This is a genomic window from Streptomyces sp. NPDC103540, from assembly GCF_055584445.1.
The window spans coordinates 535721-558223 of record NZ_JBVJMA010000001.1 but is presented as its reverse complement, the minus strand read 5'-3'; the positions used below and the strand labels follow the sequence as shown (position 1 = coordinate 558223).

At 73.5% G+C, this 22503-nt stretch carries 23 protein-coding genes; 9 read left to right on the top strand and 14 right to left on the bottom strand.

The window, feature by feature from the left end:
- The first annotated feature begins 3 nt into the window (after positions 1-3).
- The gene (locus tag ACZ6ZI_RS02520; RefSeq protein ID WP_469514785.1) at positions 4-867 is read left to right on the top strand and encodes an EI24 domain-containing protein; all 864 of its coding nucleotides are present in this window, start codon (positions 4-6) and stop codon (positions 865-867) included.
- 101 nt (positions 868-968) lie between these two features.
- Here the strand turns inward: ACZ6ZI_RS02520 and ACZ6ZI_RS02515 are convergent, their stop codons facing one another.
- Positions 969-1865: an NAD(P)-dependent oxidoreductase gene (locus ACZ6ZI_RS02515; RefSeq protein WP_469514782.1), complete on the bottom strand. Its 897-nt coding sequence runs from the start codon at positions 1863-1865 to the stop codon at positions 969-971.
- A gap of 97 nt (positions 1866-1962) precedes the next feature.
- Between ACZ6ZI_RS02515 and ACZ6ZI_RS02510 the strand changes: the two genes are divergently transcribed.
- A complete protein-coding gene (locus ACZ6ZI_RS02510; RefSeq protein WP_469514779.1) occupies positions 1963-2298 on the top strand; it encodes a winged helix-turn-helix transcriptional regulator in 336 nt (111 codons plus the stop codon).
- 4 nt (positions 2299-2302) lie between these two features.
- Here ACZ6ZI_RS02510 and ACZ6ZI_RS02505 read toward each other — a convergent pair whose 3' ends face one another.
- Both ACZ6ZI_RS02505 and ACZ6ZI_RS02500 read right to left on the bottom strand, forming a co-directional pair.
- A complete protein-coding gene (locus tag ACZ6ZI_RS02505; RefSeq protein ID WP_469514776.1) occupies positions 2303-3046 on the bottom strand; it encodes a carbon-nitrogen hydrolase family protein in 744 nt (247 codons plus the stop codon).
- Between the two features lie 68 nt (positions 3047-3114).
- Entirely contained in the window at positions 3115-3690 is a 576-nt protein-coding gene (locus tag ACZ6ZI_RS02500; protein WP_469514773.1) for a TetR/AcrR family transcriptional regulator, read from the bottom strand.
- A 213-nt stretch (positions 3691-3903) separates the two neighbouring features.
- Here ACZ6ZI_RS02500 and ACZ6ZI_RS02495 point away from each other — a divergent pair, with 213 nt between their 5' ends.
- Positions 3904-6393, top strand: a complete 2490-nt coding sequence (locus tag ACZ6ZI_RS02495) for a beta-glucosidase (RefSeq protein ID WP_469514770.1) — start codon at positions 3904-3906, stop codon at positions 6391-6393.
- A gap of 166 nt (positions 6394-6559) precedes the next feature.
- Here the strand turns inward: ACZ6ZI_RS02495 and ACZ6ZI_RS02490 are convergent, their stop codons facing one another.
- Positions 6560-7456 (bottom strand): SGNH/GDSL hydrolase family protein, encoded by an 897-nt coding sequence (locus ACZ6ZI_RS02490; protein ID WP_363060876.1) that lies wholly within the window; start codon positions 7454-7456, stop codon positions 6560-6562.
- A 250-nt stretch (positions 7457-7706) separates the two neighbouring features.
- On the opposite strand from ACZ6ZI_RS02490, the gene ACZ6ZI_RS02485 reads away from it, so the two are divergent.
- Positions 7707-8201 (top strand): DUF3145 domain-containing protein, encoded by a 495-nt coding sequence (locus tag ACZ6ZI_RS02485; RefSeq protein WP_030160508.1) that lies wholly within the window; start codon positions 7707-7709, stop codon positions 8199-8201.
- An 84-nt stretch (positions 8202-8285) separates the two neighbouring features.
- Here ACZ6ZI_RS02485 and fabF read toward each other — a convergent pair whose 3' ends face one another.
- The 5 genes from fabF to ACZ6ZI_RS02460 all read right to left on the bottom strand — a co-directional run bounded on the left by fabF (position 8286) and on the right by ACZ6ZI_RS02460 (position 13183).
- Complete coding sequence (fabF, locus tag ACZ6ZI_RS02480; RefSeq protein WP_469514765.1) at positions 8286-9551, bottom strand: beta-ketoacyl-ACP synthase II; 1266 nt, start codon at positions 9549-9551, stop codon at positions 8286-8288.
- A gap of 79 nt (positions 9552-9630) precedes the next feature.
- Complete coding sequence (locus tag ACZ6ZI_RS02475) at positions 9631-9879, bottom strand: acyl carrier protein (RefSeq protein WP_030227178.1); 249 nt, start codon at positions 9877-9879, stop codon at positions 9631-9633.
- Positions 9880-9934: 55 nt separating this feature from the next.
- Entirely contained in the window at positions 9935-10939 is a 1005-nt protein-coding gene (locus ACZ6ZI_RS02470; RefSeq protein ID WP_363060872.1) for a ketoacyl-ACP synthase III, read from the bottom strand.
- Positions 10940-10958: 19 nt separating this feature from the next.
- The gene (locus ACZ6ZI_RS02465; protein WP_469514760.1) at positions 10959-11876 is read right to left on the bottom strand and encodes an ACP S-malonyltransferase; all 918 of its coding nucleotides are present in this window, start codon (positions 11874-11876) and stop codon (positions 10959-10961) included.
- A gap of 89 nt (positions 11877-11965) precedes the next feature.
- Positions 11966-13183 (bottom strand): PucR family transcriptional regulator, encoded by a 1218-nt coding sequence (locus tag ACZ6ZI_RS02460; RefSeq protein ID WP_363060869.1) that lies wholly within the window; start codon positions 13181-13183, stop codon positions 11966-11968.
- Between the two features lie 81 nt (positions 13184-13264).
- Between ACZ6ZI_RS02460 and ACZ6ZI_RS02455 the strand changes: the two genes are divergently transcribed.
- A complete protein-coding gene (locus tag ACZ6ZI_RS02455) occupies positions 13265-13927 on the top strand; it encodes a pirin family protein (RefSeq protein ID WP_469514757.1) in 663 nt (220 codons plus the stop codon).
- Positions 13928-13982: 55 nt separating this feature from the next.
- Here the strand turns inward: ACZ6ZI_RS02455 and ACZ6ZI_RS02450 are convergent, their stop codons facing one another.
- Positions 13983-14804 (bottom strand): serine hydrolase domain-containing protein, encoded by an 822-nt coding sequence (locus tag ACZ6ZI_RS02450; protein WP_469515808.1) that lies wholly within the window; start codon positions 14802-14804, stop codon positions 13983-13985.
- Positions 14805-14883: 79 nt separating this feature from the next.
- Here ACZ6ZI_RS02450 and ACZ6ZI_RS02445 point away from each other — a divergent pair, with 79 nt between their 5' ends.
- Entirely contained in the window at positions 14884-15282 is a 399-nt protein-coding gene (locus tag ACZ6ZI_RS02445; RefSeq protein ID WP_363060865.1) for a MerR family transcriptional regulator, read from the top strand.
- Complete coding sequence (locus tag ACZ6ZI_RS02440; RefSeq protein ID WP_469514753.1) at positions 15282-16367, top strand: aldo/keto reductase; 1086 nt, start codon at positions 15282-15284, stop codon at positions 16365-16367. The genes ACZ6ZI_RS02445 and ACZ6ZI_RS02440 overlap by 1 nt, the downstream gene beginning before the upstream one ends.
- Positions 16368-16522: 155 nt before the next feature.
- Here the strand turns inward: ACZ6ZI_RS02440 and ACZ6ZI_RS02435 are convergent, their stop codons facing one another.
- From ACZ6ZI_RS02435 to ACZ6ZI_RS02425, 3 genes are all read right to left on the bottom strand, one after another.
- A complete protein-coding gene (locus ACZ6ZI_RS02435) occupies positions 16523-17251 on the bottom strand; it encodes a DUF4429 domain-containing protein (RefSeq protein ID WP_469514751.1) in 729 nt (242 codons plus the stop codon).
- Between the two features lie 97 nt (positions 17252-17348).
- Complete coding sequence (locus ACZ6ZI_RS02430) at positions 17349-18491, bottom strand: alpha/beta hydrolase (RefSeq protein WP_469515805.1); 1143 nt, start codon at positions 18489-18491, stop codon at positions 17349-17351.
- 211 nt (positions 18492-18702) lie between these two features.
- Complete coding sequence (locus ACZ6ZI_RS02425) at positions 18703-19374, bottom strand: TetR/AcrR family transcriptional regulator (RefSeq protein ID WP_469514748.1); 672 nt, start codon at positions 19372-19374, stop codon at positions 18703-18705.
- A gap of 117 nt (positions 19375-19491) precedes the next feature.
- Here ACZ6ZI_RS02425 and ACZ6ZI_RS02420 point away from each other — a divergent pair, with 117 nt between their 5' ends.
- Entirely contained in the window at positions 19492-21084 is a 1593-nt protein-coding gene (locus ACZ6ZI_RS02420; RefSeq protein WP_469514745.1) for an MFS transporter, read from the top strand.
- 202 nt (positions 21085-21286) lie between these two features.
- Positions 21287-21679 (top strand): peptidase inhibitor family I36 protein, encoded by a 393-nt coding sequence (locus ACZ6ZI_RS02415; RefSeq protein WP_363060855.1) that lies wholly within the window; start codon positions 21287-21289, stop codon positions 21677-21679.
- Here ACZ6ZI_RS02415 and ACZ6ZI_RS02410 read toward each other — a convergent pair.
- Positions 21660-22502, bottom strand: coding sequence for a potassium channel family protein (locus tag ACZ6ZI_RS02410; protein ID WP_469514741.1), 843 nt, complete (start codon positions 22500-22502; stop codon positions 21660-21662). The two genes, ACZ6ZI_RS02415 and ACZ6ZI_RS02410, sit on opposite strands and share 20 nt — an antisense overlap.
- Position 22503 lies beyond the last annotated feature (1 nt).

The window sequence follows — 22503 nt, the reverse complement described above, 5'->3', positions numbered from 1 at the left end:
CCCATGCGTGATCTTGCGGGGGGCTTCCGGTACTTGCTGGCCGGGCAGAGATGGGTGTTGGGCCACGGCCGCTGGCTGGGCTTCGGCCTGCTGCCGGGGCTGGTCTCCCTGGTGCTCTACGCGGCCGCGCTGTTCGGCCTCTTCCACGTCGCGGACGACTTCACCGCCTGGGCGACGCCCTTCGCCTCGGACTGGTCCTCGCCCTGGCTCGGCCTCTTCCGCGGCTTCCTGACCGGCCTGGTCTACGCCCTCGGCCTGTTCCTCGCGGTGATCACCTTCACCGCCGTGACCCTGCTGGTGGGCCAGCCCTTCTACGAGTCCCTCTCGGAGCAGGTGGACCGCACCGAGGGCGGCGAGGTGCCGGAGTCGGGCCGCTCCCTGTGGGAGGACCTGTGGATCTCCGCCCGGGACAGCCTGCGCCTGCTGGTGCGGGTGGCCCTCTTCGGGATCCTGCTGTTCGCCCTCGGGTTCATCCCGGTCATCGGGCAGACGGTGGTCCCCGCGCTCGGCTTCTGCGTCTCCGGCTTCTTCCTCGCCCAGGAACTGACCTCCGTCGCCCTCCAGCGCCGCCGGGTGGACCTCGACGAGCAGCTGCGGCTGCTGCGCGGTCGCCGCGCGCTGGCGCTGGGCTTCGGCGTGCCGCTGGTGCTGGCCTTCCTCGTCCCGCTGGTCGCGGTCTTCCTCATGCCGGGGGCCGTGGCGGGGGCGACGCTGATGGCCCGCGAGCTGACGGGCGAGAACGCCGCCGAGGAGCCGGACGAGGACCGGGCGACCGGCGACCGGGCGACCGGCGACCGTGCGGCCGGCGACCGTGCGGCCGGCGATCCCGCGCCCGGGTTCGACCCTCCGCCGCCCTCGTTCAAGTAGCTCCGGGGCCAAGCCGCCCCGGTCTCCCCGCCGCGTGCCCCGGGGCCTGTCGTCGAACTCCCGCCTGCCCCGCGCTCCGGGCGACGACGGGACGACGGGTCCTAGCCCGCGCGGCGCAGGAGGGTGAGCGCCCCCGCCGTGTCCTCGCCCCCGTGGGCCGCCGGGTCGGCCTCCAGGCGCTCGCGCATCAGGTCCAGGTAGGGGGAGATCAGCTCCGGGCTGACCCCCTGGTCGGCGGCGGTGCGCAGCAGCGTGCCGGAGGCGGCGACCTGCATCGCCAGGTTCGACACCACCCCGCTCGTGAAGTCCCGCGAGGTCAGCCGCTCGGCGGTGCTCCCGACGAAGAAGCCCATCGCCCCGAGCCACTCCGACAGCAGCGGCGCCAGCTCCTTCGGGGCGACGTCCTCGCCCTCGATCAGGGCGAAGGCGTGCGAGATGCCCCCGAACAGCCCGTACATCGCGCTCAGCAGAGCCACGTCGTACAGGGCCGCGTGGCCCGGGTCCTCGCCGACGAAGCGGGCGGCGGCGGGCACCTCCAGGGTCGCCCGGTGCTCCTCGAACAGCGGGAGGGAGCCGCTGTAGAGGACGTAGGCGCCCCCGTCGGGGACACCGACCATCGCCGGCGTGCCCATGATCCCCGCGTCCACGAACCGGGCGCCGCGCTCCGCCGCCCAGGCCGCCCGGGCCCGCCCCTCGGCCGGGGTGCCGGTGGTCAGGTTGACCACGTCCTTGCCGGTCAGGTCGAGCCCCTCCAACACCGAGCCGACGGTGGAGTCGTCCAGCAGGCACAGCACGACCAGCCCGGCGGAGGCCACCGCCTCGGCGGGGGTCGCGGCGACGCGGGCGCCCTCGGGGGCCAGGGCCTCGGCCTTGGCGGCGGTGCGGTTCCAGACGGTGAGGGGATGGTCGGCGGCGAGCCAGGTGCGGGCGAGGACGGTGCCCATGTCGCCGAGTCCGAGCAGGGCCAGGGGGCGCTTCGTGGTGTGTGTGTCGGTCATGACGTTTAGCCTGGTGGCAGGCCGTGAGGTACTCAAGTACGCACTTCGGAGTGGGTGGTTACCCCGAGGTGAGCGAGCAGGTGGGAGGGGTGGCGCGATGGCGTTGACGCGAAGGCCGGGGGCGGACGAGTGCGGGATCGCGGCGGCCATGTCCGTGATCGACGGGAAGTGGAAGGTGTCGCTCCTGTGGGTGTTGGAGGGCTGCCCGCGCCGTTTCGGGGAACTGCGCAGACGGCTCCCGGGGGTCTCGGAGAAGGTCCTCGCCGCGCAGCTGCGCGAGTTGGAGGCCGACGGCATCGTCCACCGCGAGGTCCACGACGAGGTCCCGCCGCGCGTCGAGTACTCCCTGACCCCGCTCGGACAGGACCTGAACACCGCCCTGGAGGCCCTGGGGGAGTGGGGCGCCAAACACCTCCTGCCGGATTCGGCCTGAGCCGCTACCGGGCGGGCCGGTCCGCGGGGGCCGTGCGTACCGGGACGTCGGCGACGACCACGTCCGGCGTCCGGTCGTCGGCCTCGACGAGCGCTTCCCCGCCCGGCGCCCACACGGCGGCGCCGCCGCAGCCCGACCACGGGCCCGCCGGGCCGACGTGGTTGGCGAGGGCCACGTAGAGGCCGTACTCCCGCGCGATCCCGGGGTACACGCTCGCCCGCTCGGCCCGGCCGTCCCCGGTTCCGTAGAGGGAGCCGGCCAGATGGACGCGGCAGCCGTCGGCCCGCGCCCGGTCGGCGAGGTCCGGGAAGTGGTTGTCGAAGCAGATCCCCAACGAGAAGCGGATCCCGCCGAGTTCGAAACGCCCGTCGGTGTCGCCCGCCGCGAAGAAGTCCTGTTCGTGCCCGTGGAGGTGCTGCTTGGCGTACGTGGTCACGTGCGCGCCGTCCGCGTCGTAGACCAGCGTCGCGAGGGAGGGCAGCGGCCCCTCGGCGCGCAGGGCGGCGTTGACGGCCACGGCGGTCCCGGTGGAGCGCAGGCCGTCCAGGCGGGGGTCGTCCGCGCCGCCCAGCCACAGACCGGGGTCCGCGCCGATCGATTCCAACGCGTAGCCGGTGAGGGTGAGTTCGGGGAAGACCACCAGCTCCGCCCCCTGGTCGCGGGCCCGTACGGCGAGGGCCTCGGCGAGGCCGGCGTTGGCGGTGACGTCGGAGGGGGCGCAGGTGAGCTGCGCCGCGGCGATCTTCACGGTGTCCAGGATGCCGGCCGGGCCCACGGCGTCCGAACCCCCGCCCGGAGGCCTTGCCGGGCGCGGGGTCAGGCCCCGGGGCCGCGCAGCAGAGTGAGGAACGCCCGGAAGGCGCCGGGCATGTCCACCGATTCCGGGGCGAGCAGCCACTGGTACTGGAGGCCGTCCATCACCGCCGTCAGCAGGGGGGCCGCCTGCTCCGGGGTCAGCCCGGACGGCAGGCGTTCGCCGAACTCGGCGCGCAGTACGGCGGCCATCTCGCCGCGCACCTGCGCGTAGCGCTCGGTGAAGAACTCCCGGGCCGGGTGTCCGTCGGTGACGCTCTCGCCGAGCAGCGCCGAGAAGGTCTGCACGATGCCGGGGCGCATGGCGTTGTACTCCACCAGGGAGGCCAGCAGGTCCAGCCGCCAGGCGCCGGCGGCGGCGCGGGAGCCGCCGCCCGTGTCCCAGCGGTCGCGCTCCTCCAGGACGGCGACGAGCAGCGCCTCCTTGGTCGGGAAGTAGTGCAGCAGTCCCTGTTGGGTCAGGCCCACGCGCTCGGCGACGGAGCCCAGGGAGGCGCCCCGGTAGCCCCGCTCCGCGATCACCTCGACCGCCGCGCGGACGATCTCGCCGCGCCGTTCCTCGCTCTTCGCCCGCGCCATCGCCCGGCACCCCTTCCTTCCGCACTGCCACTCGGCACACCGCCAGCAGGACCGTACGGCATTCGATTATCACATAAAGATAACGAACCCTACCGCTCTACAGGGAACGGGTCCACGATGGCTCCCATCGCACCGATCGCGCCACGCAGCACCGCGCTGAACCACACCCGCACCCCACCCGCACCGCACCCGCACCGATGAGGAGGCACGGCCGTGACCGACGCCGATCAGACCCGTGACCAGGCCCGCGAACACGCCGTGGAGACGGCACTGGGCAAGCTCGACCTCGACACCAAGACCCGGCTCCTGGCCGGCCAGGACATGTGGTCCCTGCCCGCGATCCCCGAGATCGGGCTGGGATCCCTGGTGATGTCCGACGGGCCCGTCGGGGTCCGGGGGGTGCGCTGGACGGCCGACGACCCCTCGATCGCCCTGCCCTCGCCCACCGCGCTCGCCGCCGCCTGGGATCCCGCCCTCGCCCGCCGCGCGGGCCGGCTCCTCGCCCAGGAGGCCCGCCGCAAGGGCGTCCACGTGGTCCTCGCCCCCACCGTGAACCTGCACCGCTCCCCGCTGGGCGGCCGGCACTTCGAGTGCTACTCGGAGGACCCGTACCTCACCGGAGCCGTCGGCACCGGCTACGTCAAGGGGGTCCAGGACGGCGGCGTCGGGACCACCGTCAAGCACTTCGTCGGCAACGACGCCGAGACGGAACGATTCACCGTCGATTGCGTCATCGCCCCGCGCGCCCTGCGCGAGCTGTACCTGGCGCCGTTCGAGGCCATCGTCACCCAGGCCCGCCCCTGGGGCGTCATGACCTCCTACAACCGGGTCAACGGCACGAGCATGACCGAGAACCGGCACCTGGTGAACGAGGTCCTGCGCGACGAATGGGGCTTCGACGGCTACAACGTCTCCGACTGGATGGCCGCCCGCTCCACCGTCGGCGACATCCTCGGCGGCCTCGACGTGGCCATGCCCGGCCCCACCACCGTCTACGGCCCCGCGCTCGCCGCCGCCGTCCGCGCCGGGGAGGTCCCCGAGAGCGCCGTCGACGCCGCCGTGCGCAACGTGCTGCGCCTCGCCGCCCGCGTGGGCCTCCTGGAGGGCGCCCCGCCCGTCGTGGCCGAGCCCCCGGAGGCGATCGACGGGCAGGCCCTGGCCCGGGAGCTGGCCGCCCGCGGTTGCGTCCTCGTACGCAACGCCGGCGGCGTCCTGCCCCTGGACGCCGGCTCCGGCCGCACCGTCGCCCTGATCGGCGCCGCCGCCCGCGACGCCCGCATCCTGGGCGGCGGCAGCGCCACCGTCTTCCCCGAGCGGGTGCTCTCCCCGCTCGACGGGCTCACCGCCGCGCTCCCGCCCGGCACCCTCACGTACGCGATCGGCGCCGACCCCAGCGAGGAACTCACCCCCGCCGGCCAGGGCTTCGAACTGCGCGCCGTCTGCCGCGACGCCTCCGGGGCGGTCATCGGGGAGGGTTCGCTGCCCAGCGGCCAGGTCCAGTGGATCGGCGACGACCTGCCGGCCGGGGCCGCGTACGAGACGATGGCCACCATCGAGGTCACCGGCCGCTTCGTGCCGCGCGAGAGCGGCCCGCACGCCTTCGGCACCCGCGGCCTCGGCGCCTTCGCCCTCGCCCTCGACGGGGAGGTCCTCTGGGAGGGCGTCCAGGAGATGGGCGACGAGGCCGACCCCTTCGAGGCCTTCTTCGGCGCCCCCAGCGAGCGCGCCCGGGCCGTCCTGACCGCGGGGGAGGCCGTCGAGGTCTCGCTGACCTACCGGGTCCCCGACATGAGCGCCCTGCCGCTCAAGGCCGTCATGTTCTCGCTGCTCCACCTCGGCCCCCGGCGCGACCCCGACGAGCTCATCGCGGAGGCGGTGGAGGCCGCGCGGGCCGCCGACACCGCCGTCGTGGTCGTCGCCACCACCGAACGCGTGGAGTCCGAGGGCTTCGACCGCGTCGACCTGCGCCTGCCCGGCCGACAGGACGACCTGGTGCGCGCCGTCGCCGCCGTGAACCCGAACACCGTGGTCGTCGTCAACGCGGGCTCCCCGGTGGAGCTCCCGTGGCGCGAGGACGTCGCCGCCGTGCTCCTGTCGTGGTTCCCCGGGCAGGAGGGCGGGGCGGCGCTGGCCGACGTACTCCTCGGCGCGGTGGAGCCGGGCGGGCGCCTGCCCACCACCTGGCCCGCCGTCCTCGCCGACGCGCCCGTCACCGAGGTCGTACCGACCGACGGCCGACTGGAGTACCGCGAGGGCCTCTTCATCGGCTACCGGGCCTACGAGGCACGGGGCGTGACCCCCGCCTACCCCTTCGGGCACGGCCTCGGCTACACCGACTGGGCCTACGAGTCCCTGGAGGCCACCGCCGAATCCGTGCGGGTCCGCCTCGTCAACACCGGCTCCCGACCCGGCCGGGAGGTCGTCCAGGTCTACCTGGCTCAGCCCGCCGGCGACCCCGCCGGCGACCCCGCCAGCGACCCCGCCGGCGACCGCGCCGGCGGCCCGGCGAGCCGGCTGGCGGCCTTCGCGGGCGTCGAGGCCGGCCCCGGGGAGAGCGTCGAGGTCGAGATCCCGCTGCCCGCCCGGGCCTTCGAGGTCTGGGACGAGGAGGCCGGCGCCTGGCGGCGGATCGGCGGCACGCACGAGGTCCGCGCGGCCCACTCGCACGCCGACACCCGGCTCACGGTCACCCTCGACCTGTGAGCCGGCCGGCCCGGCGACGGCGGTACGACACGCCGTAAGGGACGACGAGGTCGAAGTGGCCTGAAATCGCCCGTCGCAAGGCCTTCGGAACCGGACCGGGGGCGGGCCCTGACACCCGCCCCCGGTCCTTCCGTCGGGTGGGCCACGTCCGCGCCACGCCCGGGCGTCAACGCGGCGGTTCGGCCGTCGTCACCTGTCGGTGCGCGAGCTCCGCGAGCCGCGCCTGCCCGTCCTTGCCCGGGTGGAACCAGTCCCAGCGGCTCAACTGTTCCGCCGCGAAGGGGTACTGGAAGACCGCGCCGCCGTCGTAGCGGCACAGCTCGTCCCGCGCGCACACGTCGCGCAGTACCTCGTTGTACTCGACCACCCGCGCCCGCACCTGTTCCCGCCGGGCGGTGGCCCCGGCCGTCGACGACAGCGGCTCGGCCAGCATCGACTGGCAGATGCCGAGCTTCCAGACCTGCCGGATCATCGGGCTGTCCTTGCCCTGTTCCCACAGCCGCTGCAGGTCCGGGACGGAGGACACGTAGACCTGGGAGGCGGGGGACGCGGCGCGCAGGTCCCGCAGGGAGCGCTCGAAGTCCGCCCGGAACTCGGCCACCGGGGTCATCGACGAAGCCGTCGGCCGGCAGGCGTCGTTCGAGCCCACCATCACCGTGACCAGGCCCGGACGGTGCGCGGCCGCCTGCGCGAGCTGCCCCGGGAGGTCTGCCATGCGCGAGCCGGTGGCCGCGAGGTTCCAGCTGCGGGCGGGCGCCTCGGCGTCGCCGAGGAGGCGGGCGGCGAGCGAGCGGACGGCGGGGTCGGTACCGGTGGCCCAGGAGACCTCCGGGCAGTCCGCCAGCACCGAACAGGCGTCGAAGCCGCGGGTGATGGAGTCCCCGACGGCGGCGACCGAGGCGGGCGCGGTGTTCCAGCGCGGCCTCGCCTGCGCGCCCCTTTCCCCCTCGGGTGACGACCTGTCGTCGTCACACGCCGTGACCGTCGACAGGAGCAGGGCCGTCGCCACGCTCACGCCCGCGACGGTCCGACGCACGCGGCGTCGCGGGGCGGTGGTGCGCATCGGGTGGTCCCTCCCTCGTCGCCCCGTGTCCTTCCCGGGGCGTCCTGCTGAGTGAATGCTCTGTGTTTACCGGGTTCGGAGCGACCGTACGTCACACCATGACCCCTGGCGCACGGTAGCTTTTTCCCGTGGCGTTTCGGCCGCAAGCGCCGCAGCGCAATGTCCAATAATTTCCGTTACATTACATCACGTCACATACTGTCCGTTTTCTGGAGATTATTCCCGACCTCGTCCCACACTGGAGGTCCCGGTGACGACACGTGGAGTTCTGTACGTGCATTCCGCGCCGCGCGCGCTCTGCCCGCACGTGGAATGGGCCGTTGCGGGCGTGCTCGGGGTGCGTGTGAACCTCGACTGGATCCGGCAGCCCGCCTCCCCCGGCACCTGGAGAGCCGAGTTCTCCTGGCAGGCCGAGGCCGGCACCGCCTCGAAACTCGCCTCGGCCCTGCGCGGCTGGCACCTGCTGCGCTTCGAGGTGACCGCCGAACCCTGCCCGACCGCCGAGGGCGAGCGCTACAGCTCCACCCCCGAACTGGGCATCTTCCACGCCGTCACCGGCATGCACGGAGACATCCTCATCCCCGAGGACCGGCTCCGCGCCGCCCTCGCCCGCTCGGCGCGCGGCGAGACCGACCTGGAGGCGGAGATCGCCAAGCTCCTCGGCAAGCCCTGGGACGACGAACTGGAGCCCTTCCGCTACGCGGGCGAGGGCGCCCCGGTCCGCTGGCTCCACCAGGTCGTCTGAGACGGCGCACGACATGAAGGAGGCCCCCACCGGCAGTGCCGGTGGGGGCCTCCTTCATGTCGTGCGTGCCCGGGGGCGACCCGGTCAGACCGTACGGAACGCCAGCGAGACGTTGTGGCCGCCGAAGCCGAACGAGTTGTTGATCGCCGAGATCGGGCCCTCGACCGGCAGCTTGCGGGGCTCGCCGCGCACGATGTCCGCGTCGACGTCCTCGTCCAGGTCGTCGATGTTGATCGTCGGCGGGGCGATGCGGTGGTACAGCGCCAGCACGGTCGCGACGGTCTCGATACCGCCCGCGCCGCCCAGCAGGTGACCGGTCATCGACTTGGTCGCGGAGATCGCGATGTGGTCGAGGTCGTCGCCCAGGACCTTGCGCAGGGCCTTCAGCTCGGCCGTGTCACCCTGCGGGGTGGACGTGGCGTGCGCGTTCACGTGGACCAGCTCGGACGGGTCGAGCTGCGTGTTGTCCAGCAGGTTGCGCAGGGCGGCGGCGACGCCGCGGCCCGTGGGCTCCGGCTGCGCGATGTGGTGGCTGTCCGCGGACAGGCCCTGGCCCAGCACCTCGCAGTAGACGCGGGCGCCGCGCGCGGCGGCGTGCTCGGCGGACTCCAGGACCACGACACCGGCGCCCTCGCCGAGGACGAAGCCGTCGCGGGCCTTGTCGTAGGGGCGGGAGGCCTCGGTGGGGGCCTCGTTGTTCTTGGACATCGCCATCATGTTGGCGAACGCCGCGATCGGCAGCGGGTGGATCGCCGCCTCGGTGCCGCCGGCGACGACGACGTCGGCGCGACCGGTACGGATCATCTCGACCGCGTAGCCGATGGCCTCGGCGCCCGACGCGCACGCGCTGACCGGGGTGTGCACACCGGCGCGGGCGTTGACCTCCAGGCCGACGTTGGCCGACGGGCCGTTCGGCATGAGCATGGGGACGGTGTGCGGGGAGACCCGGCGCACACCCTTTTCCTTCAGTACGTCGTACTGGTCCAGCAGAGTGGTGACGCCACCGATGCCGGAGGCGATCACGGTGCCCAGGCGCTCGGGGACGACGGACTCGTCCTCGCCCGCGGGAGCGGTGTAACCGGCATCGGCCCAGGCCTCACGGGCGGCGATGACGGCGAACTGGGCGGAGCGGTCCAGCTTGCGGGCCAGCGGGCGGGGCAGTACCTCGCTCGGGTCCACGGCGGCCTGGGCGGCGATGCGGACCGGCAGTTCGGCGAAGCGCTCGCCCTCCAGGGGCGAGACGCCGGACCGGCCGGCGAGCAGACCTTCCCAGGTCGAAGCGCTGTCGCCACCCAGCGGAGTGGTTGCGCCGATACCGGTGACGACCACGGTGCGATTGGTCGGGCTCACAGGAATTCTTTCTCCACGTCTCAGGGGGTGCTGAATTGTCACGGCGCCACCGCCAGGTGGCGACAAACGCTCGTCAGGCTCAGGCCTGGTGCTTCAGGATGTAGTCCGCGGCGTCGCCGACCGTCTTGAGGTTCTTGACGTCCTCGTCCGGGATCTTGACGTCGAAGCGCTCTTCGGCGGCGACGACGACCTCGACCATGGACAGCGAGTCGACGTCCAGGTCGTCGGTGAAGGACTTGCCGATCTCGACGTCCTCGACCGGGATGCCGGCGATCTCGTTGACGATCTCCGCGAGACCTTCGACGATCTCTTCCTGGGTGGCGGCCATGTGGCGCTCCTTCTCTAGCTGACTGGGTGGAACGGGGCGGGAACTGCTCCCGGCCCTAGGGGAGGGTAACGACCGTCGCGGCGTAGACGAGCCCCGCCCCGAAGCCGATGACGAGCGCGGTGTCGCCGCTCTTCGCCGCTCCGGTCGCCAGAAGCCGCTCCATCGCGAGCGGAATCGAGGCGGCCGACGTGTTGCCGGTGGTCTCCACGTCACGGGCGACCGTGACGTGCTCCGGCAGTTTGAGGGTCTTCACCATCGAGTCGATGATCCGCATGTTGGCCTGGTGCGGGATGAAGACGTCCAGGTCCTCCGCGGTGATCCCGGCGGCGTCGAGCGCCTGCTGGGCCACCTTGGCCATCTCGAAGACGGCCCAGCGGAAGACCGCCTGACCCTCCTGCGTGATGGCCGGGAACTTCTCGCCGGAGTCCTTGCCGAGGTAGGCGTCCCACGGCACGGTCTGCTTGATGGTCTCCGACTTGTCGCCCTCCGAACCCCACACCGTGGGGCCGATGGCCGGCTCGTCCGAGGGACCCACCACGACGGCGCCCGCGCCGTCGCCGAACAGGAAGGCCGTCGCGCGGTCCTCCAGGTCGGTCAGGTCCGACAGCCGCTCGACACCGATGACGAGGACGTACTGCGCCGACCCCTCGACGACCATGCCCTTGGCGAGCGTCAGGCCGTAGCCGAAACCGGCGCAGCCCGCGGAGATGTCGAACGCGGCGGGCTTGAGCGCGCCGATCCGGTGCGCGATCTCCGTCGCGACGGCCGGGGTCTGCTTGAAGTGCGAGACCGTCGAGACGATCACCGCACCGATCTGCTCGGGGGAGATCCCGGCGTCGGCGAGCGCCTTGCCGGAAGCCTCCACGGACATCGCCGCGACCGTTTCCTGGGGCGAGGCCCAGTGCCGGGTGGCGATGCCGGAACGGGAACGGATCCACTCGTCGGACGAGTCGATCGTCTCCAGGATGACCTCGTTGGGCACCACCCGGGTCGGGCGGTAACCGCCGACACCGAGGATGCGGGCGTACGGGGAGCCCTTGGCCGGCTTGATCTTGGACATGCTGTGTGGGCTCCTTCTCTCAGGCCGACTGCTCGGCGATGAGCGCCGCGGCCTTGTCGAGATCGTCCGGGGTCTTCAGAGCCACGTTGGGCACGCCCTTGAGCGCGCGCCGTGCCAGACCCTGCAGCGTCCCGCCGGGGGAGAGCTCGATCAGCCCGGTGACGCCCGACGAGGCGAAGGTCTCCATGCACAGGTCCCAACGGACCGGGTTGGCGACCTGACCCACCAGACGGGCGACGACACCGGCGCCCGAGGTGACGACCTGACCGTCCTTGTTCGAGACGTACTTCAGCGCCGGGTCGGCCGGGGAGAGGGCGCGTGCGGCCTCCTCCAGGGTGGCGACGGCCGGTGCCATGTGGTGCGTGTGGAAGGCGCCCGCGACCTTGAGGGCGACGACCTTCATGGAGCCCTCGGGCTTGTCGGCCTCCAGGGCGGCGATCTGCTCCGCGGTGCCGGCGGCCACGATCTGGCCCGCGCCGTTGATGTTGGCCGGGGTCAGCCCCAGCTTCTCCAGGTGCGCGACCACCACGTCCTGGTCGCCACCGAGGACGGCGGCCATGCCCGTCTCGGTGACGGCGGCGGCCTCGGCCATGCCCAGACCGCGGGTACGGACGAACGACAGCGCCTCGTCCTCGGTCAGCACGCCGGCGTACGCGGCGGCGGTGATCTCACCGACGCTGTGGCCCGAGACGGCCCCGAAGGCCGTACGCGGACCCAGCGCGGCGGCGGACAGCAGACCGGCCGCGACCAGCAGCGGCTGGGCCACCGCCGTGTCGCGGATCTCGTCCGCGTCGGCCTTCGTGCCGTAGTGGGCAAGGTCGAGCCCGATGGCGTCGGACCACCCCGCGACGCGTTCGGCGGCGCCGGGGAGTTCGAGCCAGGGAGTCAGGAAGCCGGGCGTCTGAGCGCCTTGGCCTGGAGCGACGAGTACGAGCACCCTCACACTCTCTCTTGTGGGTGGTCTCCGCCGCCCGTGACGACAGGGACGAAGAACCGTCGGGGTAATTGTTGATGTCCGACAAAAGTCTAGGACTGCGGATCTCCGTCGGCCAGGCGCCCCAGGATCAGGGCGATCCGCAGCGTGAACGCCGAACGAACATCGGAGGGTGACCAGCCGGTGACGTCGGTCACACGTCGGAGCCGGTAGCGCACCGTGTTGGGGTGCACGAACAGCATCCGCGCGGCCCCCTCCAGGCTGCTCGCCTGCTCCAGATAGACACTCAGCGTCTCCAGGAGCGCCGAGCCCGCTTCCTCCAGCGGTCTGTAGATCTCCTCCACCAACTGTTCCCTGGCAGAGGGATCCGAGGCGATCGCGCGTTCGGGCAGGAGATCGTCCGCCAACACCGGCCGGGGCGCGTCCTGCCAGGCCGTGCACGCCTTCAGGCCGGCCGCCGCCGCCTGCGCCGACTTCGTCGCGTTCAACAGGTCGGGGACGACCGGGCCCGCCACCACCGGACCGGCCGCGAACGGGCCGATCAGGGACTTCGCGACCTGCATCGGGTTGTCGCTGCCGCCCGCGATGACGACCAGACGGTCACCGAGCACACCGGTCAGGACCTGGAGCTTGTGGTGGCGCGCCGCGCGGCGGATCGCCTCCACCGTCAGCTCGCTGTCCCCGTCCGGGGCGGTGCCCAGCACCACGCACACGTGATCCGGCGCGTTCCAGCCGAGGGCCGCGGCCCGCGACAGGGCGCCCTCGTCGGCCTCGCCCGACAGGACCGCGTTGACGACGAGGGACTCCAGACGGGCGTCCCACGCCCCGCGCGCCTCGGCGGCCTGGGCGTACACCTGGGCGGTCGCGAAGGCGATCTCCCGGGCGTACACCAGCAGCGCCTCGCGCAGGATCGACTCGTCGCCCGGCGCCGCCACCTCGTCGATCGCGGCCTCCATGACCTCGATCGTGGTGCGCACCATCTCGACGGTCTGGCGCAGGGTGATCGCCCGGGTCAGTTCCCGCGGCGCCGTCCCGAAGACGTCCGTGGAGATCGCCTGCGGCGTGTCGGGGTGGCGGAACCACTCCGTGAACGCGGCGATGCCGGCCTGGGCGACCAGGCCGATCCAGGACCGGTTCTCCGGTGGCATGGCCCGGTACCACGACAGGTTCTCGTCCATGCGCGCGATGGCGTTGGCGGCGAGCCGGCCTGAGGACTTCTCCAGCCGGCGCAGCGTCGCGGCGTGGGGGTGGGCCGGATGCGCGGGACGGACGCCGGTCTCGTGGGAATGCTCGCGTTCGGGTTGGGGCACGGGACAAGACTGCCTTATCGGCGCCCCGGCGCGGACGCGGGTCTCCCGCCGGCCCCGTCGCCGCGGGCTACCGTGACCACCATGATTGACGTACGCCGCGCCGCCGACCGCTACGAGGGAGGGGACCGGGACGCCGGGATCACCACCCGACACGCCTTCTCCTTCGGGTCGTTCTACGACCCGGACAACATCCGCTTCGGGCCGGTGCTGGCCTGCAACGAGGAGCTGCTCGCCCCCGGCGCCGGCTTCGACGAGCACCCGCACAGCCACACCGAGATCGTGACCTGGGTGATCGAGGGCGAGCTCACCCACCGCGACAGCACCACGGGACACACCGGCCGGGTCGGCCCCGGCGACGTCCAGCGGCTCGGCTCGGGATCGGGGGCCCGGCACGTCGAGCGCAACGACGGCGGGGTGCCCCTGCGGTTCGTGCAGACCTGGCTGGCGCCCCTGACGGCCGGCGGGGAGCCCTCGTACGAGGTCGTACGGGACCTCGCGGACGGCTCCCCCTACGAGGTCCCGGCGGCCGGCGCGGTGCTGCGGGTGCGGCGTCCGGGCGCGGGCGAGCGGATCCCCGTACCGCGCGCGGAGCGGGTCTACGTGCACGTGGTGCGCGGGGACCTGCGGCTGGACGGGGTCGAGCTCGGGCCCGGGGACGCGGTGCGGATCACCGGCGAGGGCGACGGCCTGGAGATCACCGCCGGGTCCCCGGGGGAGCTGCTGATCTGGGAACTCCCCGCGTAGCCGGCCGCCGCCGGCTGCGGGTCGGGGCGGGCGGGGCCCGGCGGGTCCCGGGGGCCTACGCGGCGGCGCGCAGTTCCGCGAGGACGGCGTCGGTGAAGGGGGTCCAGGCCTCCACCGCCCAGGGGCCGAAGGGCCGGTCGGTCAGGGCCACGCACGCGGCGCGGACGTCCGGGTCGACCCACAGGAAGGTGCCGGCCTGGCCGAAGTGCCCGAAGGTGCGCGGCGAGGAGGTCAGGCCCGTCCAGTGCGGGGACTTCCCGTCGCGGATCTCCAGGCCCAGGCCCCAGTCGTTGGGGGACTGGTGCCCGTAGCCGGGCAGGACGCCCTTGAGGCCGCCCTGGACCACGGAGGTGGCCTCGGCGACGGTCCGGACGTCGAGCAGGCGGGGCGCCTGGAGCTCGGCGGCGAAGCGCACCAGGTCGGAGACGGTCGACACGCCGTCCTTGGCGGGGGAGCCGTCCAGGGTGGAGGAGGTCATGCCCAGCGGCTCGAAGACGGCCTGGTGGAGGTATTCGGCGAAGGGGATGCCGGTGGCCTTGGCGAGGTGGTCGCCCAGGGCCTCGAAACCGGCGTTGGAGTACAGCCGGCGCTGTCCGGGCGGGGCCGTCACGCGGTGCTCGTCGAAGGCCAGGCCACTGGTGTGCGCGAGGAGGTGACGGACCGTCGACCCCTCCGGTCCGGCCGGCTCGTCCAGCTCGACGGCCCCCTCCTCGTACGCGACGAGGACCGCGTACGCGGCGAGCGGCTTGGTGACCGAGGCGAGCGCGAAGCGGTGGTCGACGGGGCCGTGCGCGCCGGCCAGGCTCCCGTCCGCGCGGACGACGGCCACGGCGGCGGTCGGCACCGGCCAGGTCTCGACGGTCCGCAGGCTTGCCATGCTGTTCACGGGTTCCAGGCTCTCCATGCGGCCGAGCCTACTTGCTTGGAGTGCACTCAAGGGTTTTAGCGTGGGGCCCATGAGCCTCACGGACACCCGGTACACGATCAGCGAGGTCGAGGCCCGAACCGGTCTGACCCAGCACACCCTGCGCTGGTACGAGCGGATCGGCCTGATGCCGCACGTGGACCGCTCCCACTCGGGGCAGCGCCGCTTCAGCGACAGGGACCTGCGCTGGCTGGAGTTCGTCGGGAAGCTGCGCGCGACCGGAATGTCGGTGGCGGACATGGTCCGCTACGCGGAACTGGTCCGTGAGGGCGAGCACACCTTCGCCGAGCGTCGGGAGCTGCTGGAGCGCACGCGCCGCGAGGTGCGGGCGCGGATCGCGGAGCTGACGGACGCGCTCGGCGTACTGGACTTCAAGATCGGCACGTACTCCGGGGCATCCGGGAGGACGGCCACGGGGAAGGCGCAGTGATGACGCGAAAGACGCGAGAGACGCAGCGGGCGCAGCATGCGCGGAGCGCGGAGAACGACCCCGGGGCGCCCCTCGCGCGGGTCGAACTCGGCGCGGGCGGACCGGTCGTGGGCGTCCAGGGCCTCGGCTGCATGGGCATGAGCGAGTTCTACGGGGAGACCGACGAGGCGGCGGCGCGCGCCACCCTGGACGCGGCGCTCGAAGCGGGCGTCACCCTCTTCGACACGGCGGACGCCTACGGCAGCGGGGCGAACGAGGAGTTCCTCGCCCCCTTCGTGGCCGCGCACCGCGACGGGATCACCCTGGCGACGAAGTTCGCCCTGGAGCGGCGCGCGGACGACCCGACCTACCGGGGGATCCGCAACGACCCCGCCTACGTCCGGCGGGCCGTCGAGGCCAGTCTGCGCCGGTTGGGGGTGGAGGTGATCGACCTCTACTACATGCACCGGCGCGACCCGGCGGTGCCGCTCGCCGAGTCGGTGGGGGCGATGGCCGAGCTGGTGCGGGAGGGCAAGGTGCGCCACCTCGGGCTGAGCGAGGTCACCGGCGCCGAACTGCGCGAGGCCCACGCGGTGCACCCGATCGCGGCGCTCCAGTCCGAGTGGTCGCTGTTCAGCCGGGACGTGGAGCGCAGCGCGGTGGGCGCGGCGGCGGAGCTGGGCGTGGCCTTCGTGCCGTACTCGCCGCTGGGTCGGGGTTTCCTCGCGGGGGCGTTCGCGGACGCGGCCGCGGAGCTGGCGCCCGGTGACTTCCGGGCGGCGCAGCCCCGCTTCACGGGGGACAACGCCCGGGCGAACGCGGCCCTGCTGGCCCCGGTGCGCGAGGTCGCGGCGGCGCACGGGGCGACGCCCGCGCAGATCGCGCTGGCCTGGGTGCAGCAGCGGGCGTCCGTGCACGGCCTGACGGTGGTCCCGATCCCCGGCACCCGCAGGCCGGGCCGGGTCGTGGAGAACGCGGCCGCGACGCGGATCACCCTGACGGACGCGGAGCTGGCCCTGCTGGAGCCCGTGGCCGCGCGGGTGGCGGGGGACCGCTACCCGGACATGACGTTCACCTCGGCGGCCCGCGAGGACACGGCCCGGTAGGGGCCCGCCCGCCCGGCTGCCCGCCCGCCCGGCTGCCCGTCCGTCCGGCTGCCCGTCCGTCCGGCTGCCCGCCCGCCCGGCTGCCCGCCCGCCCGGGTGGGGCGTCAGGCCGGGTGGGGCGTCAGGCCGGGTGGGGCGTCCGCCCGGGTGGGGCGTCAGGCCCCGTGGAGGCGGACCGAGCCCTTGAGGGCGGCCAGGACGGACGCGGCGAACGGCAGGGACTGGTGGACGGCGCCGGCGCCGGTGGCGAAGACGGCCGAGGCGAGGTCGTGGTCGGGCCGGGGGTCGGGGTCGGTGTCCCGCAGCAGGAGGCGCAGGTGGCCGCCGTCGGGGCCGTCGGGGGAGACCCACTCGACGTCGGAGAGGGCCGACAGCGGACAACGCTGGTCGCCGGCCTTCCACTTGGTGCCGGTGGCGCCCGTACGGGACCAGTGGAAGGTGATCGTCGTGCCGTCGAAGGTCACCCGGGCGTCGTAGGCCTTCAGCTGCACCGGCGGCGGGGGGACCTCCACGAGGAAACGGTCCGCCGGCTCGCCCGCGGCGGGCCCCAGGCGGGTGCGCAGCGCGTCGGCGAAGGCCGCGGCCTGAGGCGCGCGCTCCGCGGGCAGGACCAGCCGATAGGGGTCGCAGACCTCCTTCAGCTGTCCGGCGGCAGCCTCCATCAGCGGATCGGCGCCGGGACGGGGCGCGGCGCGCAGCACCACCGCGTCCCGGCGGCCCGCGCCCGTGCTCACGGTCACCTCGGACAGCGCTTCGAGGGGGATGCGTCGTGTCCCCAGCGCGTTCCACAGCCGTGGCGCGCGTATCCCCCGTACGAAGCGGATGAGCACCGAGTCCGAGTCGAGCTCCCAGACCGCATGGTTTCCGGCCAGTACGTCACCCATGCGGCACATCGTAAAGGGACGCGCCCCCGCGCGTCCCCCCTCCTCGCGCAGCAGGATTTTTCCGGACGCTACGCGTGTCACCCGGGGAGGGCACCCGTCAGCGGTCTTCGTCGGCGGAGATTTCGCGTCGGCAGTCCGCGGTGTCGTCGGCGCAGGTGACGGAAGAGAACGCGCCGGTTCCGATCCGGGCGAAGTTGTCGAGGGAGGCGGTGCCCGGCTCGAAATAGCCGGTGTGGCTCTTGGCCCCGGTCGAGGCCGCCAGGCGTGCGCCGAACTCCCGCGACACCGGGTCGACGCCGTGGCCGAGCCCGCCGAGTTCCAGGTGCGGTACGTCGGCGATCCAGTCGCCCTCGTCCCGCATCGCCCAGACCCGTGCGGAGGTGTGCAGGGCGGCGACGTTGTCGGCCCGCATGCCGGGGCTGCCCGCGACGACCAGGTCGGTGACCCGTCGCGGGAGGCGGTCGGCGGCGACCCCGCACACCACCGATCCGTAGCTGTGGCAGAAGAGGGCCACGCTCGCGTCCCCGGGCAGGGCCGCGGCCATGGAGGCCAGGCGGACGGCGCCCTGGACGGCGAGTCGGCCGGTGGCGGCGTCGACGCCGACGCCGGTGGGCGCGGTGTAGCCGGCCCAGGCGACGACGGCGGTGCGTTCGGCGGGGGCGGCGGCGCGCTCGGCGTCGTAGAGGGATTCGGCCATGCCGGCGGGGGCCGTCAGGCGGCGGCTGCTGCGTTCGAAGGTGAGGGCGTCGGTGTCCACGCCGGGGACGATCACGGAGACGCGGCGGGCCGTGTCGAGGTCGCCGAAGACCTCGGCGACGAGTCCGCCGCCGGTGGGGTCGAAGACGAGGATCTGGCGGTCGGCCTCGGCGAGGGACTCGAAGCGGTGCGCGCGGCGCAGGGCCGTGGCCCGGTCGGCGGGGGTGAGGGCGACGTCCTTGGCGCGGGCCAGCTCCACCAGGCGGGCGCTCTGGAGCGAGGTGCGGTTGGCCCGGTAGCGGGTGGTGGCGGGGACTCCGTCGAGGTTGCCGACGACGAGCGGGTAGGTGACGGCGAGCCGGGCGCGCTGGTGGCCGTCGAGCTCGGAGAAGAAGCGGGCCACCGTGCGTACGGGCGCGTCGGCGGCGGGGACGGCCCGGCCGTCGACGTGCGCCGTGGCCCACGCGGCGAGCGCGGCGGCGCGGGGCGCCGGCCCGGCCTCGGGGCGGTGCACGGCCGTCCAGCCGGTCGTCGCGAGCATCATGAAGACGACCGCGAGCGCCAGCAGGGCGCGCAGGGCGGCGGGGCGCGCGGGGGCCTCGTGGCGGGTGGGGGCGGGGTGGCCGGGCAGGTTCACTGGAGCCAGCCTAGGAGACCACTGGAGGCCGTGGCGTGCGGGGTGACAGGGCTCACGGCCGACCGTGGGACCCGCACCCCTTTTCGTCACGCTGCGTGGCGGCCCGGGTGACGGGTGTTCAGTTCCGGTCGGGGGCGGGGCGCCAGTGGTCGGCCAGTGCCGGGCCGATCCGGTCGAGGTAGGTCTCGGTCATCCGGCGGATCGCGGCCACGCTGGTGTCCTCGCCCTGACCCCAGAGCCGGCCCGTGACGCGCATCACGCCGCAGAACGCGGCGACGGCCACCCGGGGGCGCGGATCGGAATCCAGGTCGAGTCCCTCGCGGGCGGCGATCAGCCGGGAGACCTGCTCCTCCAGTTGGGCCGAGCGCCGCAGGTGGACGGCGAGGAGGGCCGGGGTGGACTCGATCAGCCGGTAGGCCCGCATGTAGAGATCCACCGGCACCACGTCGGAAATGGCCTGGTCGACGGTGTCCCAGGCGTCGAGCACGGCGCCGCGCATGGCCTGGAAGGGGCTCTCGGCGGCGGGTCGGGCCCGCAGGGCGGCGAGGAAGTGCGACTCGACCAGGTCCTGGACCGCGAAGGCCACCTCCTCCTTGTTCGCGAAGTAGCGGAAGAAGGTGCGCTGGGAGACCTCGACCGCGTCGGTGATCTCGTCGACGGTGGTCTGTTCGTAGCCCTGGGAGACGAAGAGGAGGAGGGCGGAGCGCAGGAGGGCGTCGCGGGTGCGGCGCTTCTTGCGTTCGCGGAGCCCGGCCGCCGGGGCGCCTGGCGCCGGCCGCGGTTCGGTCATCACCGAAGGGTCCTTCCTGACACGGAGTGAGCGGTCAGGGTACCTGTGACGGACCTGACAGCGACTGTCACGCTGAGCCGTTTGTGAAGTGTCAGTCGCTGTCACTAGCCTGATCGCATGACGAGTCAGATCACCCTCGCCAAGGAACCGAGCGCACCGCCGGCGCGGTCCGGACTGCGCGGTCACCCCTGGCTGACCCTCTTCGCCGTGGCGATCGGGGTCATGATGGTCACCCTCGACGGCACGATCGTCGCCGTCGCCAACCCCGCGATCCAGCAGGACCTCGGCGCCAGCCTCGCCGAAGTGCAATGGATCACCAACGGCTACCTGCTGGCCCTCGCGGTCTCCCTGATCACCGCCGGGAAGCTCGGCGACCGCTTCGGCCACCGACAGACCTTCCTCATAGGCATCGCCGGCTTCGCGCTCTCCTCCGCCGCGATCGGCCTGTCCACCGGCGTCGGCCTGGTCATCGGCTTCCGCGTCGCCCAGGGCGTCTTCGGAGCCCTGCTGATGCCGGCCGCCCTCGGCCTGCTGCGCGCCACCTTCCCCGCCGAGAAGCTCAACATGGCCATCGGCATCTGGGGCATGGTCATCGGCGCCTCGACCGCGGCCGGGCCCATCGTCGGCGGACTGCTCGTCGAGCACGTCAGCTGGCAGTCGGTCTTCTTCATCAACGTGCCCGTCGGCATCGTCGCGCTGCTCTTCGGCCTGTTCATCCTGCTCGACCACCGCGCCGCCGGCGCCCCGCGCTCCTTCGACCTGCTGGGCGTCCTGCTCCTGTCGGCCGCGATGTTCTCCGTCGTCTGGGCGCTCATCAAGGCCGCCGAGTGGGGCTGGGGCGACCCGAAGACCCTGCTCTTCCTCGGGGCCTCCGTCCTGTGCTTCCTGCTCTTCGCCCTGTGGGAGACCAAGGTCGCCGAACCGCTCATCCCGCTGGGCATGTTCCGCTCGCTGCCGCTGTCCGCCGGCACCGTGCTCATGGTCCTGATGGCCTTCGCCTTCATGGGCGGCCTGTTCTTCGTCACCTTCTACCTGCAGAACGTCCACGGCATGAGCCCCGTCGACAGCGGCCTGCACCTGCTCCCGCTCACCGGCATGATGATCATCGGCTCGCCGCTGGCCGGCGTGGCGATCAGCAAGGTCGGCCCGCGCGTCCCGCTCGTCGCCGGCATGGTCGCCACCGCCGCCGCGTGCTTCGGGATGGCCGCGCTCACCCCCGACACCGGCACCCTCACCATGTCGCTGTGGTTCGCCCTCATGGGCCTCGGCCTCGCCCCCGTCATGGTCGGCGCCACCGAGGTCATCGTCGGCAACGCCCCGCTGGAGCTCTCCGGCGTCGCCGGCGGACTCCAGCAGGCCGCCATGCAGGTCGGCGGCAGCCTCGGCACCGCCGTCCTCGGAGCGGTCATGGCGGCCCGGGTCGGTGACACGTTCGGGGACAAGTGGCAGGCCGCGCAGCTGCCCCCGCTCGCCCCCGAACAACTCGACCTCGCCGAGAAGGCGGCCCAGGTCGGCTACGCCCCCGTGCCGCCCGGCACGCCCGAGCCGGTCGCCCGCGCCATCGCCACCGTCGCCCACGACACCTTCGTCTCCGGCATGAGCACGGCCTTCACCGTCGCCGGCGGCGTCGCCGTCCTCGCCGCGGTCGTCGCCTGCTTCACCAAACGCGGCGCGAACGCCGCCGCCGGAGCGGGCGCCGCCCACCTCTGACGACCGGCCCGCCGAGGGGTCACGCCCCGGTCAACCCGCACACCGCGACAGCCCCGCCGGACGGTTCCGGCGGGGCCGTCGCCTATCAGGGTGGACCCGCCCGCACTCCCTTCCGCCCGACCGTTCACGCAGGTCAGCGTGGTGCCACGGAGCCTTCGGAGACCGTCCGGGGGCCGTTCGTCAACGAGGAGTCGATTCCGTCATGCGTACGTGGAGCACCGCACCCGTCACCACCCTCGCCGCCGTCCTCCTGGCCGCCGCCGCGCTCGTCCCGGGCGCCGCCGGCGGCGCGCACGCCGCGGGGCCGCCGCCCCTGGGGGCCTGCGCCACCGGACAGCTGTGCCTGTGGGCCAAGGCCGACTTCAAGGGGACCCGCCACACCCACGAGCTGAGCACCCTCGACATCAACAGCTGCACCGCCCTGCCCGCCGGGACCAGCGCGCAGTCCCTCACCAACCGCACCGGGCGCCCGGTGACCACGTACCAGTCCGCCGAGTGCCAGGAGACCGGCGAGTTCCAGACCTACCCCGGCGACGGCGTCTGGCTGCCCCAGTCGCCCTACCAGGTCAGGGCCTTCAAGGTGTGGGAGCGGTGAGCGCCTGAGCGCGGCCGTCGCCGGCCGCGCCGCCGCCCTGGTCCGGCACCGGGGCGGGGCCGCCCCGGGCGCCGGGCGCCGGCTCCGCCGTCGCGCAGGGGCCGGCGCCGAGCCGGGCCACCTCGGCGCGCAGCGCCCGTACCTCGCCCTGGAGCTCGCGGATGGCCGCCAACTGGAGCCGTTCCGCCTGGTCGTCCCGCTCGAAACGGGCGATGAACCAGGCGGCGATGTTGGCGGTCACCACACCCAGCAGCGCGATCCCCGACAGCATCAGCCCGACCGCGAGGACCCGTCCCAGTCCCGTGGTGGGGGAGTGGTCCCCGTACCCGACCGTCGTCATGGTGGTGAAGGACCACCACACCGCGTCGCCCAGGTTCTTGATGTTGCCGTCCGGGGCGTCCCGTTCCACGCTCAGCACGGCCAGGGAGCCGAACATCAGCAGCCCGACCACCGCCCCGGCCACGTACGTCGTCAGCCGGATCTGCGGCGCCATCCGGGCCCGCCGGCCCACCAGCAGCAGCGTCGCCACCAGCCGCAGCAGCCGCAGCGGCTGGACGAGCGGCAGCACCACCGCGGCCAGGTCCAGCCAGTGCGTACGCACGAACACCCGCCGGTCCGTCGCCAGGCCCAGCCTGACGAGGTAGTCGGCGGCGAAGGCGGCCCACACCACCCACTCCGCGTACGTACAGGCCCGCAGCACCCCCGCGTCCGCGTCGGGTACGACGATGGGCACCGCGTAGGCGAGGGCGAAGGCCCCGGCGAGCACCAGCAGCGGGACCTGCGTACGGCGCTCCCACCGGGCCTGACGTGAGGGTTCCTTCATG

Bases quoted from the DNA above. Each gene is read 5' to 3' on its own strand.
- ACZ6ZI_RS02520 (WP_469514785.1), top strand. From the start codon at position 4: ATGCGTGATCTTGCGGGGGGCTTCCGGTACTTGCTGGCCGGGCAGAGA.
- ACZ6ZI_RS02515 (WP_469514782.1), bottom strand. From the start codon at position 1,865: ATGACCGACACACACACCACGAAGCGCCCCCTGGCCCTGCTCGGACTC.
- ACZ6ZI_RS02510 (WP_469514779.1), top strand. From the start codon at position 1,963: ATGGCGTTGACGCGAAGGCCGGGGGCGGACGAGTGCGGGATCGCGGCG.
- ACZ6ZI_RS02500 (WP_469514773.1), bottom strand. From the start codon at position 3,690: ATGGCGCGGGCGAAGAGCGAGGAACGGCGCGGCGAGATCGTCCGCGCG.
- ACZ6ZI_RS02490 (WP_363060876.1), bottom strand. From the start codon at position 7,456: ATGCGCACCACCGCCCCGCGACGCCGCGTGCGTCGGACCGTCGCGGGC.
- ACZ6ZI_RS02475 (WP_030227178.1), bottom strand. From the start codon at position 9,879: ATGGCCGCCACCCAGGAAGAGATCGTCGAAGGTCTCGCGGAGATCGTC.
- ACZ6ZI_RS02470 (WP_363060872.1), bottom strand. From the start codon at position 10,939: ATGTCCAAGATCAAGCCGGCCAAGGGCTCCCCGTACGCCCGCATCCTC.
- ACZ6ZI_RS02455 (WP_469514757.1), top strand. From the start codon at position 13,265: ATGATTGACGTACGCCGCGCCGCCGACCGCTACGAGGGAGGGGACCGG.
- ACZ6ZI_RS02450 (WP_469515808.1), bottom strand. From the start codon at position 14,804: ATGGCAAGCCTGCGGACCGTCGAGACCTGGCCGGTGCCGACCGCCGCC.
- ACZ6ZI_RS02445 (WP_363060865.1), top strand. From the start codon at position 14,884: ATGAGCCTCACGGACACCCGGTACACGATCAGCGAGGTCGAGGCCCGA.
- ACZ6ZI_RS02440 (WP_469514753.1), top strand. From the start codon at position 15,282: ATGACGCGAAAGACGCGAGAGACGCAGCGGGCGCAGCATGCGCGGAGC.
- ACZ6ZI_RS02435 (WP_469514751.1), bottom strand. From the start codon at position 17,251: ATGGGTGACGTACTGGCCGGAAACCATGCGGTCTGGGAGCTCGACTCG.
- ACZ6ZI_RS02430 (WP_469515805.1), bottom strand. From the start codon at position 18,491: ATGATGCTCGCGACGACCGGCTGGACGGCCGTGCACCGCCCCGAGGCC.
- ACZ6ZI_RS02425 (WP_469514748.1), bottom strand. From the start codon at position 19,374: ATGACCGAACCGCGGCCGGCGCCAGGCGCCCCGGCGGCCGGGCTCCGC.
- ACZ6ZI_RS02420 (WP_469514745.1), top strand. From the start codon at position 19,492: ATGACGAGTCAGATCACCCTCGCCAAGGAACCGAGCGCACCGCCGGCG.
- ACZ6ZI_RS02415 (WP_363060855.1), top strand. From the start codon at position 21,287: ATGCGTACGTGGAGCACCGCACCCGTCACCACCCTCGCCGCCGTCCTC.
- ACZ6ZI_RS02410 (WP_469514741.1), bottom strand. From the start codon at position 22,502: ATGAAGGAACCCTCACGTCAGGCCCGGTGGGAGCGCCGTACGCAGGTC.